The organism is Motilimonas sp. E26, assembly GCF_021278025.1.
Classification (GTDB): Bacteria; Pseudomonadota; Gammaproteobacteria; order Enterobacterales; family CBDFNC01; genus Motilimonas.
Genome location: NZ_JAIBHJ010000041.1, coordinates 15,476 through 29,383 on the forward strand (window position 1 = coordinate 15,476; position 13,908 = coordinate 29,383).

General features: G+C 43.5%; 18 protein-coding genes. 4 read left to right on the forward strand and 14 right to left on the reverse strand.

Translation table 11 applies throughout. From position 1 onward, the window contains the following. Window positions 1-145: 145 nt before the first annotated feature. The gene (locus K1M91_RS20145; RefSeq protein ID WP_232804056.1) at window positions 146-610 is read right to left on the reverse strand and encodes a helix-turn-helix domain-containing protein; all 465 of its coding nucleotides are present in this window, start codon (window positions 608-610) and stop codon (window positions 146-148) included. A gap of 394 nt (window positions 611-1,004) precedes the next feature. On the opposite strand from K1M91_RS20145, the gene K1M91_RS20150 reads away from it, so the two are divergent. After that, on the forward strand, window positions 1,005-1,511 hold the full coding sequence (locus K1M91_RS20150; protein ID WP_232804057.1) for a DUF2938 domain-containing protein: 507 nt from the start codon (window positions 1,005-1,007) through the stop codon (window positions 1,509-1,511). 40 nt (window positions 1,512-1,551) lie between these two features. Here the strand turns inward: K1M91_RS20150 and K1M91_RS20155 are convergent, their stop codons facing one another. Next, on the reverse strand, window positions 1,552-2,169 hold the full coding sequence (locus tag K1M91_RS20155; RefSeq protein ID WP_232804058.1) for a LysE family translocator: 618 nt from the start codon (window positions 2,167-2,169) through the stop codon (window positions 1,552-1,554). Between the two features lie 628 nt (window positions 2,170-2,797). On the opposite strand from K1M91_RS20155, the gene K1M91_RS20160 reads away from it, so the two are divergent. Beyond that, on the forward strand, window positions 2,798-4,831 hold the full coding sequence (locus K1M91_RS20160) for an IgaA/UmoB family intracellular growth attenuator (RefSeq protein ID WP_232804059.1): 2,034 nt from the start codon (window positions 2,798-2,800) through the stop codon (window positions 4,829-4,831). A gap of 168 nt (window positions 4,832-4,999) precedes the next feature. On the opposite strand, the gene K1M91_RS20165 is transcribed toward K1M91_RS20160, so the two are convergent. From K1M91_RS20165 to K1M91_RS20175, 3 genes are all read right to left on the reverse strand, one after another. Next, window positions 5,000-5,779 (reverse strand): alpha/beta hydrolase, encoded by a 780-nt coding sequence (locus K1M91_RS20165; protein ID WP_232804060.1) that lies wholly within the window; start codon window positions 5,777-5,779, stop codon window positions 5,000-5,002. A 66-nt stretch (window positions 5,780-5,845) separates the two neighbouring features. Beyond that, window positions 5,846-6,295 (reverse strand): hypothetical protein, encoded by a 450-nt coding sequence (locus K1M91_RS20170; RefSeq protein ID WP_232804061.1) that lies wholly within the window; start codon window positions 6,293-6,295, stop codon window positions 5,846-5,848. Window positions 6,296-6,627: 332 nt separating this feature from the next. After that, window positions 6,628-7,152 (reverse strand): pentapeptide repeat-containing protein, encoded by a 525-nt coding sequence (locus tag K1M91_RS20175; protein WP_232804062.1) that lies wholly within the window; start codon window positions 7,150-7,152, stop codon window positions 6,628-6,630. 353 nt (window positions 7,153-7,505) lie between these two features. Here K1M91_RS20175 and K1M91_RS20180 point away from each other — a divergent pair, with 353 nt between their 5' ends. After that, complete coding sequence (locus K1M91_RS20180; protein ID WP_232804063.1) at window positions 7,506-7,790, forward strand: phage integrase N-terminal SAM-like domain-containing protein; 285 nt, start codon at window positions 7,506-7,508, stop codon at window positions 7,788-7,790. Window positions 7,791-7,839: 49 nt separating this feature from the next. Here the strand turns inward: K1M91_RS20180 and K1M91_RS20185 are convergent, their stop codons facing one another. The 9 genes from K1M91_RS20185 to K1M91_RS20230 form a co-directional block, all read right to left on the reverse strand. After that, window positions 7,840-8,109, reverse strand: a complete 270-nt coding sequence (locus tag K1M91_RS20185; RefSeq protein ID WP_232804064.1) for a Txe/YoeB family addiction module toxin — start codon at window positions 8,107-8,109, stop codon at window positions 7,840-7,842. Further along, window positions 8,102-8,356: a type II toxin-antitoxin system prevent-host-death family antitoxin gene (locus tag K1M91_RS20190; protein ID WP_005526636.1), complete on the reverse strand. Its 255-nt coding sequence runs from the start codon at window positions 8,354-8,356 to the stop codon at window positions 8,102-8,104. The genes K1M91_RS20185 and K1M91_RS20190 overlap by 8 nt, the downstream gene beginning before the upstream one ends. A gap of 170 nt (window positions 8,357-8,526) precedes the next feature. Continuing rightward, complete coding sequence (locus K1M91_RS20195; RefSeq protein ID WP_232804065.1) at window positions 8,527-8,721, reverse strand: hypothetical protein; 195 nt, start codon at window positions 8,719-8,721, stop codon at window positions 8,527-8,529. 520 nt (window positions 8,722-9,241) lie between these two features. Next, window positions 9,242-9,856 (reverse strand): DNA-3-methyladenine glycosylase I, encoded by a 615-nt coding sequence (locus K1M91_RS20200; protein ID WP_232804066.1) that lies wholly within the window; start codon window positions 9,854-9,856, stop codon window positions 9,242-9,244. A gap of 8 nt (window positions 9,857-9,864) precedes the next feature. Continuing rightward, a complete protein-coding gene (locus tag K1M91_RS20205; protein WP_232804067.1) occupies window positions 9,865-10,155 on the reverse strand; it encodes a hypothetical protein in 291 nt (96 codons plus the stop codon). Then, window positions 10,155-10,748 carry a TetR/AcrR family transcriptional regulator gene (locus K1M91_RS20210; RefSeq protein ID WP_232804068.1) on the reverse strand — a complete coding sequence of 198 codons (594 nt, stop codon included), beginning with the start codon at window positions 10,746-10,748 and terminating at the stop codon, window positions 10,155-10,157. The genes K1M91_RS20205 and K1M91_RS20210 overlap by 1 nt, the downstream gene beginning before the upstream one ends. A gap of 218 nt (window positions 10,749-10,966) precedes the next feature. Beyond that, entirely contained in the window at window positions 10,967-11,440 is a 474-nt protein-coding gene (locus K1M91_RS20215) for a hypothetical protein (RefSeq protein WP_232804069.1), read from the reverse strand. Window positions 11,441-12,527: 1,087 nt separating this feature from the next. After that, the gene (locus K1M91_RS20225) at window positions 12,528-12,842 is read right to left on the reverse strand and encodes a DNA-binding transcriptional regulator (protein ID WP_232804071.1); all 315 of its coding nucleotides are present in this window, start codon (window positions 12,840-12,842) and stop codon (window positions 12,528-12,530) included. After that, the gene (locus K1M91_RS20230) at window positions 12,829-13,161 is read right to left on the reverse strand and encodes a type II toxin-antitoxin system RelE/ParE family toxin (protein WP_232804072.1); all 333 of its coding nucleotides are present in this window, start codon (window positions 13,159-13,161) and stop codon (window positions 12,829-12,831) included. The genes K1M91_RS20225 and K1M91_RS20230 overlap by 14 nt, the downstream gene beginning before the upstream one ends. Before the next feature lie 361 nt (window positions 13,162-13,522). On the opposite strand from K1M91_RS20230, the gene K1M91_RS20235 reads away from it, so the two are divergent. Continuing rightward, a partial coding sequence (locus tag K1M91_RS20235; RefSeq protein WP_232804073.1) for a transposase zinc-binding domain-containing protein occupies window positions 13,523-13,908 on the forward strand: 386 nt, incomplete at its 3' end.

Below are 13,908 nucleotides of genomic sequence, written 5' to 3' on the forward strand. Positions count from 1 at the left end.
TACCCAAACAGCCTCGGGATACGAGATTCAGGATACTTATAAATTAAAAACCGAAATAGTTTAAAGTAAGCAATTAGATGATCTGAGATTGAATGGGGAGCGATAACAAACGAAACGCGGTCAATACTTAAGATTGCCATCGAGTTTAAACCAACTTATGAACAGCATTGACTCTGCTTGTAACAACATTAGTTTTTTTGTTTAACGACCTGACCTGACGATTAGCCACACGAAGCATTTGCTTAAATTTTGAACATTGAAAATGAGTGAGCTCAGGGCAATTAGCAACATGACGCAAGCCATCGCGCATTGCACTTAACTGGGTAATTGTTTGATCCAACTCATACGCTTTGTTTAACAACAATTGACGGTTTATTGTTGCTGCACCATCGGCAGCAAACATAGCGCCAATTTCCTCTAATGACATACCAGCAAGGCGACCCAAGGAGATTAAAGATAAACGTTGCAGCACATCAACGGCAAATATACGTCGCAACCCATGACGCCCCACCGATTGGATCAAGCCTTTTTCTTCATAATACCGCAGCGTTGATGCTGGTAATCCCGAACGTTTTACTACTTCAGCAATATCTAAGGATTTTTTCCCCATACATACTTGACCTCAAGCTAACTTGAAGTGCAATCATAAGCGAACGAACACGAAAACACCAACTTATACCCAATCAACCTGGAGATGCTTGATTTCAGCAAGATTTTACACGCGTTTAGGCAAGGCATTGATTGCAGGTAATGGCTTCCCCTTATCAAAATCAATAACACAGCATAAACGCGTGTAAAACTTGCCCTTTGGGAGCGCCGCCGTGTTTCCACTACGTTGTTACGCTAATTTGAAAGGTACCTACATTCCTGCATTAGCGTGCCTAGTATTGAAAACACGGTGGCGCTCTGAAACATGCATCTTCAAGTTGATTGGGTATAAAACATGCATTGACATGAGCGGTAACGTTAAGTGTTTTCATAACAAAACTTAGGAGCATTCTTAAATGAGTGATGAATTATCAATATCCCAGCTAGTCGCGAACACCTTGCTTATTGGTATCGGTGCAACGGCAATAATGGATTTTTGGGCCATATTGCTACAACGTGTATTCGGTATTGTCCCACTGAATTATGCTGTTGTTGGTCGATGGCTAGCATACATACCAAAAGGGACAATAAGCCATGACAATATCGGTGCCGTTAAACCGGTGAACACAGAGGCAATAATAGGCTGGGTAGCCCATTACTTGATAGGTGCTATATTCACCGCGGTGTTTGTCATGTATATGGGCAAAACCTGGCTGATCGCCCCATCTATATTTCCTGCCATGGCATTTGGCGCATTAACCGTCGCATTGCCATTTTTTATAATGCAGCCTTGTTTAGGGTTAGGCTTGGCAGCGGCCAAAACGCCTAAGCCAAATCTAGCTCGCTTTCGTAGTTTACTGGCCCATTCAGTATTTGGCTTCGGAATTTATCTCTCAGCAAAGATCAATCTATTACTTTTTTGATATTAAATAGAATCGCCACTATCTGTTCTATTTGTATGTGTTATTGCTGGCGACTAAGTAGCAAATTAATTCCCGACACAGCTAATAAAGTGGCACAGACGCGATTAAAGCGCTGTGCCATTTGAGGCTTTTTGAACCATTGCCTTAAATAGATTCCGAATAACGCATAGAGAGAAATCGCCGCCACTTCTAATAATAAGAAGGTAAGGCCCAACACGAAAAACTGTGCATTTGCATTTGCCGCTACATCTACAAATTGAGGAAGAAACGCTGTAAAAATTAAAATTGCCTTGGGGTTACCAGCGGCTAATAGAAACTCTTGCTTCGCTAAACCTAAAAGGTTGCGAGAACGCTCTATTTCACTGATTGGACTAGCCTCTGAGCACCATAGATTAAAAGCAATCCAAAATAAGTAAGCCACGCCTAGCACCTTAATAATGAAAAATAGCATTTCAGATGCGTATAAAACTACCGCTAAACCTGAAGCAGCCAAGGTGATCATAACAGTAAATGCAGCAATGCGACCAAGGCCAGCTATCCATGCTGACTTGAAGCCATAACAACGAGCATTATTCATAGACAACAGGTTGTTTGGCCCTGGCGTCATATTTAAAGCGAAACACGCAGGTATAAAGAACAATAATTTCCAGATCTCCACAATACTTTCTCCAAACAACTAACGCCCTCATTCACTGGAAGAGCAAATAAGAGCTTAAAAATTAAACTATAGGGTCGCAATCAATAAGTATCCGTGCGTTTCCCCTGCCTCACTCACTAGGCCAGTTCAGCACTATTCGTTATGATTATGTAGCGTTAATCGCTTTTCATGTTGAAGCATATTGAGCTGTTTGACAAATGGGATCACGAACATAAAACCGGCGTCCCCTACGGCACTAATGCTGGCCCATATTCAGTTTTTATATTCTCGCCCCTAACGCTTTTTAGTATGTCATCAAGAGCGAAAATAGACTCACAGAATAAGTTGGCACCAGCTGGATCAAATGTGGCTAAATTTAACACCACTTTCTTTACTTTAATTTGACACCAACCTTAATGGCTGACTTTTCATTATCACAAGCTTGTAGAACCACACGCTTTAAAACAAGTGATCGTCGCTCAAAAACAGCCTATTTTTAAAAACTTACGCGACAAAAATTTATTAAATCAGCTATCTGACATCATTCCTAATGGCTGATTTATCACCCCACAGCTTACTTGATTAATTAATGACTTACCTAGCATGCTTTGATACATTGCATTCCTTTTCAAGCCAAAAGGGAAAAGTAGTGGGCGAACTATTAATCATATTAAAGATAGGCATAGTGATCATTTCCTTCATTGCCTGGCTGAGCTTCCGTTCGGGAAAAAACAACGCTAAAGCACAATTAGACCACCTAGGTGACGCGATTAAACCACTGCGAACCCTGACAGATGAAGAAAGTGAAGCGCTTGCAAGCAAGTTTGAATTCTCACCAACAAACCATGACGTTTATGAGTTTACAGGGCCGATCGAAGGTGAAAGCTTGTCGACTAACGGCAGTGTTACTGACACTTACTACAGCATAGCTGGCTTTTTAGTTAGCATTCCCGAATCAGCCTTACCGTATTTACAACCTGGCGATAACATAGCCGAAGTTGCCCATGAAAACGACAGTACTTGGTTAATTTCATTAAACAATGCTTGGCACATCAGTGCTGATGTTGCCGAGCATCAGACTCGTGATTTAAACAGTGAAAAAATCGAACAAGCGGCACTTGGCAAGCTCAAAGACAGTGACATTGAAATTGTCGGTAAACGTGATGCAACCGCCAAAGAAATTTTGATGTTAATGCCATACAGCTATGGCATTGGCAGCATGCTATCACTGTTATTAATCTGTGGCTTATTTGCTATTTTAGTTAACTTTGTTGAGCCTGCCATTGCCGTGGGCATCAGTTTATTACTGCTCCCCTTGAGCTACTGGTTATTGGCTCGCATTCGCCGCAGTCACCCAAATCAGCTATCTATTACCAAAATGAATGGTCAAATCCACGAAATAGAAACCTTTGATAAAGGGATTATGGTTCACTTTCAGCCGCCGCAATTGACGATGGCTACCTCTTACTCTTACATCGCGCCACTCAGCTGGGAAGGGCAATTACCCCGTGATGGATTTGTTAACTTTGAAGTATCACCTAAGTCAGATTTTTTAGTATCGCTAGGCAATAACTTGTCGATAGCCAATAACCCAATGAAGCCACAGATCGCTCGTCATGTCAGTATGTTAGTGGGTGTTTTGGTCTTTTTAGGCGTGCTGTATTACAGTGTGAACATCCCTATCTTTAAGGCAAGCATTGCGCACTTATGGCATGAGCGACAAGTCACCGCAGCAGACGCCAGTTCACTTAATGATCAAGGCGTGGGCATCGGAGATGCGTTGGTATTATCTGGCCATCGTCAGTGCTTGTCGGTCGCCGACAGCTGGAATGTTGCCAGTTATTTTTGTCAACAGTTTTACTATTTAGACCAAGCCCCTGCAAGTAATCCAATGACGCCAGCGTTGGTAGCGATAAATCAGTTCTTAACTCAATACCAAACCGTCGACATAACGCCACAAGTCAGTGATGCCCTTTACTCGCGCTTGCAATTGATGTTTTTATATAGCCAAGACACGTTAGCGCCGCAACGCGAGATCATGGGTTTTTCGGCCGATTTTTTCCCAAGTATGGTCGCATTAGTTGAGCCAGTTTGTGAATACAGCACCTATTGTGCAGATTTTAAAGAAGAAGCAGCACTGTTATGGCAAGATTATTTGGCTGATGTTGGCGAACCACAATCTTGTGAAACAGCGGCTTGTTGGCAGCAAATGCAACAAGATAACCCACTGGAAGATGTCTATGTACAGCATGTGCGTAAACTGCAAGGCTTCTATCAAGCCTTAAATAAGTTGCACCAAGATCTGGGCCAACAATTACTTAAGCAGCAGTTTGAACGGCCAACGCCCTCACCTTTATTACTTGTTGAATTAACTTCTAATACTCTGATACCAGAGCAAGCCGGTGAGCTTTATGCGCAATTGCTACGCGACATGGACAGTAATGATCTTAACGCTTTTAAAACCAGCCTAGCGGATGCTGAGCAATTTGATGCCCTTAAAGGCATAGTGTTGGCCGTGACTCAAACGGAACAAGGCCAAAAACTGTTATTGAATACGGATTTAACCAAGCAAGATCTACTGCAACAACTCTTTATACTCGCACTGCTATTAGTGCTAATTGGTTTAGCTCTAATGCATTTAATTCGTATCGTGTGGCTAAAATTTTTGCAACCAACCCGCTGATTTCATAAGGTAAAATTGCGAATATTTTTTTAAGCAATAGGTGGTCAATGACCAAACAAACATTGACCACCTTTGTGCCACAACATAACAGTATAGATACTTACCGTCGCTCAAATCTCTCAGCTCTTGAATATTAGAAGTCGAATTCGTGACACCTCCACTTATCTGTTAGCCCTTTTTACCCAGAAATTCAATTAGTAAACTTGAAAACTTTTCTGGATTTTCTTGAGGTAACATGTGAGATTGATTTTCAATAACCACCAATTTTGAGTGTCTTGAAGCTCGCGCATCACTCTGTGTGGCCAACTTAAATAAGTCTCGTGTTTTATCGCCATACCCAAATATCAAAGGCAGTTCGATATTCGATAAACTTTGGGTATCAATCGATGGATGTTCTTGCTGATTTAGTTGCAAAGGCAATGTGTAAGCTTGTTTTAACTGTAAACTCTTCACCTCAGTTGGTTGCTTATCGAAATAGCCCTGACTATTCCCAGAACCATCAATCAATGATTCAACAGCTAAACTCAAATTCCCCTGTTGTACATGATTAAAAACAGACTCAAACATTGAATTTGCATCCGTAACCCAAGTTTTCATTTCATCTTCTTGAACACAGCCGGGATATCCTAGCTCATACAAAAATACCTTAGACAGTGGCAATTGAGACGTTGCTATCATGTTCAATACAACATCTGCACCATAAGACCAGCCAACCACATTCACGGGCTTATCTGAAACTAACTGTTTCACAAGCTCACTTAGTTCTTGAGCATGTGAATTCAGACCAAAACTTAAGCTATCCTCATTATCAAAATGACTTAAAGTCACTGAAACGACATCAAAATACTGAGCCAAGGAATCTATATGAGGGAGCCACATAGAACCATCTGTTAATGCTCCATGAACCAAGACTAAATATTCACCACTGCCTTTTTGAAAATATTTCACATTATATTCCTATTAAGGGCTAACGCTTTGCTCACCGAGCGGTAGCGACTCCGGTGCAGCAACTTGTTAGCCATACACAAAATTGCAAATCTCGCTCGAATATTCACGAAGAAATAATTGTTTGTCTTTCAATGGCTCAACAACGTGAGGCGGAATTTGATCCATAAACGAGAAATGGCCTGCGCCATCAGTAACACGAACATCAAGGTTCTGCGGATCAGGCATCACTTGAGCCAGCCACTTAATCTGTGAAGGAGGGGTGATGTTATCCTCGGAACCAACCCAAGTTAAAACTGGGACTCGTACCGTATCAAGAGCTACCTGCGCTTGAAAGAATCCAGTTGGCGGAGCAAGGAGAGCGAGACGACTTAACCGTGCATCTGCTGAAATGTCGACACGATGACCAGGCCCCAACCACATTTGCCCTCCCGCTAGCGCAATAAGTGTGGCTGCACCGATTGAGTGACCCACGCCAGACACCGTTGCGCCAGACTGGCCAAAAATATCAAGCGCCATGCACAGTCTCTTAGCCCGGAGTGTCAATTCATTCTCCGTTGGCCTTGGCGAAGAAAGTCGCGGGAAATGCGGGGCAATGACCGTACAGCCCGAATCAGCCAGTGTATCCAAAAGCGTAACGTGACGCTCCGGATTTCCGCCTGCGCCTACCGCAAATAGTACCACTGGGCCAGATTTTTTACCTTTCCGCACCGATACATCGAATAATTCTGAATCATCTTCCAATTTACTTAAATTCATCAAGGCCTCTGATTTACTTTGATGTTCTCGGGACGGCTAACGCCTCAAACACCTGCTTTACCAAGTCCGCGTGCTTTGACTTGATACATTGCCTATCCCCCACCAGGCTCCTCACCTTCCGTATCTTGCCAATCAATTTCATCTCTTTGCTTCTCGGAAAGAGGCATTGCTGCACCTGACGCTTTTGTGAGCTTTGCACCAGCCATAGCGGAACCATTAAAATCACAGCTATTGAACTCAGCTTGGCGTAAATCTGAGCCAGATAAATCAGCTTCAGAAAAATCAACCTTTTCGTATATCGAAGCTCGAAGATCAGACCTTGACAGGTTGGCACTCGAAAAATTTACACCAATGAAATTATTCCAGCACAAATTAGATTCTTCAAGGTCAGTCCTACGAAAGCTACAATTAGATATCTCTGATTTTGAAAAGAAGGTTCTTCTCATATCCAGATTGCTCAGATCCATGTCTTCTATCCCCATTCGAAAAACACTGAATCCGCAAGGATCTTCATCATCATAATGAGGTAGCGCCTCGGGTAGTCTTGGTGATTGATCATCAAAGACCAAACCTAATTCTCTCAACGCACCTATAGTTTCCTCAAATGTTTTTCTCACCTGGAGACTCCTTTGGCAATGTAACGAGCCTGTAGAATTTCTCTTTGAATAAAATTTAGTGATTTTTTGAGTCTCTGTGTATCGCATTCTAAGCCCTTAAAACGACCTTGCGAATGCATTTACAACCCTTAAATCACGCTTATTTTTGTTAAAATCGAGTAATTCTACAGCCTCAACGCCGCAATAAGCGGACTAAAATTGTGGGTTAAAACGTGCAGCGAATCGAAACGTAACCCACTGTTTTAGTTCCGTTTAAATGCCTTGTTGAACGAACCCGCTGCGCGGCAGAGTGTGGCTGATATTTCATACTCAAGTAATCCCCTCACTTTGATCGGGCTTGCTGGAGTAAACTCATGAATACCACCGACCAACAACGTTTTGAATTTCTTTACCAACAACATCCTACCAACTTAACTTTGCAAGGAAAACGCCCTGCAACCGTTGATGCGAATTCTCGTGCGATGCGTCGCCTTTCTGCGTTTTTTGACCGCGCCCCCGATGCCATGACCGCGGCGGATTTGAAGACCTACTTTGTCAGCCTGATTGCCACTCACTCTTGGAGCGCGGTTAAAATTGACCGCAATGGCTTGCAGTTTTTCTTAAAAAAGAGAAATTCTACAGTCTCAACGTCGCCATAACGGGCCGAGCGTTCATGGCCTTGATAGATGCCAGATCGCTGAGCCCGATTTAGTAGTGGTAACGACACGAAAGTATCGTTATCGCTTGATCATCAACTGCGTAAACAAGCCTGTTAGTGTCATCGATACGACGAGACAAAAAACCAGATAAGTTCTCTTTTAACGGCTCTGGTTTACCGATACCCTCAAATGGAGAGCGCTTAACATCATTGATGAGTTTGTTGGTTCGCTTGAGTATTTTCTTGTCTTGAGTTTGCCAATACAGATAGTCATCCCATGCGTCATCAGTCCACGACAGTAAACGTTGACTACTACTCATCAATTAACTCTCGTGCTGTTGTTTTACCAGCACGGTACTGGGCTATCGAACGGTTTAGGTGCTCAGCGTTTTGAGGAGAGCGTAGTAAGTGAACTGTCTCCATAAGACTATTGTAGTAATCTAAAGACATAACCACAGCATCCTCAGAGTCACGACGTGTAATGACTGTTGTGTCTGCGTCATTAACTACACCGTCTAGAACAGCTTTAAGACCATTTCTAGCTTCAGTAAAAGATACAATTCTCATAAGAACCTCCATATGTACAATTAATGGAACAAGTATAGTCTTCATTATTTCACTTGTACAATAAGTTGAACATAAGATATTAATAAGGCAACTAACGCTTCCGGCGTTTTTGATGCTGATACTGCAACACGTACTGCCCAAGGGATTACAGCGCTCGGGATTATGGTTTTTTACGCGGTAACGCCAAAGCCCATCTTGCACCAAATACAGTGCTTGCTATTGCCGTTGCTGCAACAGCTACTGGGAATTGAGCCACCGAGCCAACCGACGCGAACTTGCCCTTGCTGCCAACACAGCATAGGCTGCATTGGTATCCTTCGACCGAGATAATCAACACCGCAAGGACGCAATAAGGATAATGGCATTCATCACGCCTAGGGCGACAACAAGAGGAATACGAATAAAGAAACAACACACAGGCAAGCCGTAACAAACTGATAAGGCAAGCGTTTACATTATGATCGCCCTTACATCCCTCCCGCTCGTCTTGAGAAAGGTACTCAGGCTAAGCGCGGTTAAGGCTCAATGCAGCAATTTACTTAATAAGGCAGAACGTGAGATCGGCGAGGCTCCGAGGATAATCCGAGCGTTGTCCAACAATTGAATATGGGGGGTCGGCTTCGCACCTTTGTCTTGAATAGCGCCAGTGCAGGGTTAACCGATAAATGTCTAGTGCCCCTGTCATTTCCAGGGATGGAAAAACAACAAGCAGCAGTGAGACCGCAATAAGAGAGGCTCTATATGTGTTTGCTGTAGGCGATGATCTGACAGCTGCATGACAAACGAAGTAAACGGCTTTGCTGATTGACTTGAATTTGGCTGCTAACGCAGCCAAAGAAATAGCTAGTACATATTGACGGCCGGTCGGCTAATATGTGTTGGGCATTATTCGCGCCCTGGACGCCTGAAGTGACTGCGTGCATGTTCGACCTTTTCCCTGAACACACACCCCTCAGAGTGATCATTTATAAGACCCATTGCCTGCATAAAGGCATAGACGGTTGTGGGGCCAACGAACTTCCAACCCTGCTTTTTCAGAGCCTTCGACAGTGAAATGGATTCCTCTGAGGTTGATGCTGTCTGTGGCTCGGGCAAACTATTCTCATCTGGTTCGAATCGCCAGAAGTAAGCGGCCAGTGAGCCTTCCTGCTCCACGAGCTCTATCGCCTTTTTTGCATTGTTGATCACAGCTTCTATCTTTCCGCGATGCCTGACAATCCCTTCATCCTTCAATAATCGATCAATCTCAGAGTCGCTGTACTTTGCCACCACATTAAAATCGAAATTTGAAAAGGCAGCACGAAAATTCTCTCGTTTAGCGAGAATCGTTCGCCAGCTCAGACCAGATTGAAAGCTTTCGAGGCACAGTTTTTCAAACAGCCTGATATCGCCATCAACTGGATAGCCCCACTCATTATCGTGGTATTCAAAGAACTCAGGAGCAGCCGAACACCAGCTGCAACGCAATTCTCCATCAGGGCCTTGAACAGTAGAGTTCATCGTCCCCCTCACTTGGCCAGAAGAAAGCCCAGACGCTCATCTGCTTTCTTTGGCTCGATTTCAAGTATTTCTGCCGTAACGACATTCTCGGCCACAAATGGGTCTTGATTGACGCGGCTCTCAAGAGCTTCCCTTGACTCACCATGAGCAATAACAGAGCCTCCAAGACCGGGTTGAAGACTACCAACTACCAAGAAAACCTTATCCTCAAACCCTCGCCTGATCCATTGATTGTGACCTTCCATAAAATCACTGGCCTGATCTTTATTTTCTGAAAACCGCAAAAGAACGACAAACATTAAAGCACCTCTGATTGATTGTTAATTGTATTTGCAAAAGAAGCCAACCAGTCGCCGAGACGGTTTACCTCATTGTGAATGAACTTCTCATCTTGGAATGCACTAGAAAGTGTCGCTACTCCTTGACTGAATGCGAGCAGATGCATTGCCAACTCATCGGCGTCATCAGAACGGCCAAGTTGCTCGAATTGTCGGCGCAACCAAGTTCTGAATAGCGTAAACAACTCGTTTGCGTGGTTTCTTGCGGGATGATCCAGCTTGGCAAGTTCAGTACAAAGCGTCCCTACCGGACAACCGTAACGCTTAATTTTGGCCCGATTCATTACCAGAATATTGATAAAACTGTGGATACGATCAACTGGCGTATCGCCCTCTAGCTCCCAGTTATCGAGCATTGAGTTCGTGCGAACAAGGCGATGACTGATTACGGCATCCAAAATTTCGTCCTTGGTCTTGAAGTGATAATAGAAATTTCCTCGGGAAATGCCTAGAGTTTCCGCAATTTGAGCGAAAGATGTGTGCTCAAACCCCTGCTCATAGAACAGTTGATCTGCCGTATCGACAATGCGATTTCTTGTTAGCTTATTGGCCACCTGAGCGACTCCTGACAACTGTAAACAATGTAGGACAACTGTCCTATTTCCAAATTTAGGACAATTGTCCTAACAAGTCAATAGAGAACGACTTGTAGGTTGGCGAGGTTGAGTGCTCTGAGGCCCTAACGCCGCATTAAACGGACAAAAAAGTGGGTTAAAGCGTGCAGCAAATCTAAACATAAAACACTGTTTTTTTGTTAGATTTAAATGCCTTATTATATTTTTTGTGCTACATAATTAAGAACATCTACTTTCTCGCCACCTCTCGTAAAATAAGCATCAAAATCGTATGCCATTTTCTCTAAAGGTGCTTCGTGATATCCCGAAGTTTGAATTTCTGTTATGTAGCGTTCCATAAATGCTATTGCACCTAAATGCCCCCATTGTGCAACATGGACAAGTTCGTGAAAATGTAAGCGCAAATCCGATGCAAGCTGCGCAAGAACATAATAGGTGTTTTTGTACGTAATTCCGTGAACTTCCATATCTATAAAGTCACCCAACCCCATTTGGCGTAACTCAGGAAAGTTAGGCTTGGGGATTGTATCGACAATCACAAAATATGATTGTTGTAGGAACTCTAAAGGATAAAAACCTTTGAATTCATCAAAGAATTTAGAGCAAGAAATCCTTTGTTCTTGGTACTCAACGTTCGTCTGATCAATCCACTTTTCAATTTGATGCAACATACTAGACTCCAGAAAAATAATCGTGGTAGAGCAACCCATTACTGGGCCGCCCCCACACAGATCCGGACGTGCGCTTATTTTAAAACACAAGACCGCATCGAGCTTTTGCACTCTTCAGTTATATATTCACGCGTGTAAATCAACACGCGCCTAGTACCAATCTACGTGAATAAATCGCTTACTCACTCTTGGTTTCTCTATGGCGCAATACATCATCACCTTATTGAAATTACTATAGTTATAACTTCACCTACCACTGCGCCTATTCAGCCATTTATACAAACTGTGCAGCACATAACTGTACCTTATATCGCGGCGTGCTGTCCGATAAAGCATCATGAACATCACCAAGGATAACGCCACCTTCCGCTATCGCGATGAGCAAACCAAACACTGGAAACAACGCACTCGGGATTACGGTTTTTTACACGGCAACGCGAACTTGCCCTTGCTGCCAACACAGCATGCGCTGCATTGGCATCAGCCGACCGAGATAATCATCCCCGCAAGGACGCAATAAGGATAATGGCATTCATCACGCCTAGGGTCTGTTGATCTTTGCTGGTTAATTTTTGTTCGAGATAAAAGCGTTTTGAGCAAGGCGAGCAGTGTGTAGCTTAGCATTCTAAGTAAATACTGCTCAACGATGGGCAAAACGCTTTTAGCCGAATCCGTAGGACAGCGTTTGTTGGGTATTTCTACTGCGTTATCGCCTTTTCGTGTAGCTAGCTACACCACAAAAGCGCTGCCTACAACGATTGTTTTGTATAAATACCCAACAATTCGCTGCAAAAACAATCACGAAAGATCAACAGACCCTAGGGCGACAACAAGAGGAATACGAATAAAGAAATAACACACAGGCAAGCCGTAACAAACTGATAAGGCAAGCGTTTACATTATGATCGCCCCTTACATCCCTCCCGCTCGTCTTGAGAAAGGTACTCAGGCGAAGCGCGGTTAAGGCTCAATGCAGCAATTTACTTAATAAGGCAGAACGCGAGATCGGCGAGGCTCCGGGGATAATCCGAGCGTTGTCCAACAATTGAATATGGGGTGTCGGCTTCGCGACACCTATTCTTATCTGTTATAGCTCAGCGATATGCGACAAAGTTTCAGGATAACGCTGAACCAATTTTAAAAGGGTTACCGCTTGCCCATTTGGTGCGCTCCGCCCCTGCTCCCAGTTTTCCAATGTACGTGATGATGTATGCAGTAAACGAGCAAATACACCACGAGACATATTAAACTGCTCACGAATACTAACAATTTCATCAGGTGAGATATCTAGCTCACTGATGTCATTAACTTGATGAGTTTTCAGAGTCACTTTGCCCTCTGAATGCTCCTTAGCTTCAACAAGTGCAGAATTTAGCTCTGCAAATAGATCACGATTGCTCATTGCACCACGCCTCCATAAAAGCTTTTAACTGTTTCTTTTGATCTGCGGTCAAGTCTGCCATTTCATTTTTGCCGTAAATAGTCAGCAAATAGAAGCGACGCTTTTCATCGAGGAAGTAATAGATAACACGTAAACCACCACGCTTTCCCTTACCTTTACTTGCTACTCGAATCTTCCGCAAACCACCAGTACCTTGAATTACGTCACCTTGCTTCGGGTTCGACATAAGTTCAGCTTGGAACAATCGAAACTCCTCGTCACTGAGGTAATCATTTCGGTACTTTTCAAATATGGTTGATTCAACAAATACACTTTTCATAAGCAAAGTGTACGCAAGTAACGTATGGATGGCAAGCTGTACGTAAATAGCGTAGTAATTAAATTTTGAAGTGTGGATCTGACCAGAGCTGTAACGAGCCTGTAGAATTCTGTTTGAGTAAAGTTTAGTGATTTTTTGAGTCTCTGTATCGTATTCTAAGCCATTAAAACGACCTTGCTAAGGCATTTACAACCCTTAAGTCACGCTTGTTCTTGTTAAAATCGAGTAATTCTACAGCCTCAACGAACCTGTAGAATTACTCGTTTTTAAATATATTTTTATGATGCACCAAACCATAGTTGAGTTCTTGTTTTGACTCAATTGTTTCGTCTTTTTCTGCTGGAATGAAGATTATCTTGAGCTGGCGTTTTATCATGCTTTATTACGATGCCAAACCCAGCAACAAGGCAGCTCAAAGTGGCAATGTCGCCACTGCCCGCATCAGGAAGTGACGCCGTTATCGTGTGGCCATCGGTTTTGTCCGCAGTGCCAACAGCGCACCGCGTCCAACTGGTTATGGCGACAACAAAGCAAGCTACTGCCCACCACTTACTTTATGGTCACCTTCACCTTGCCTTATGAACTGCGCCCCTTAGCCGCCTCACACCCGCGTCATCTGTATCCGCTGATGTTTAAAGTAAGCGCCCAAATCCTTAAAGACTTCGCGGCGAAACAAAACCAAGGCGAGCTCGGCTTTACCTCGGTGCTGCACACCCACAGCCGACAGCGTAATCTGCATCCGCACTT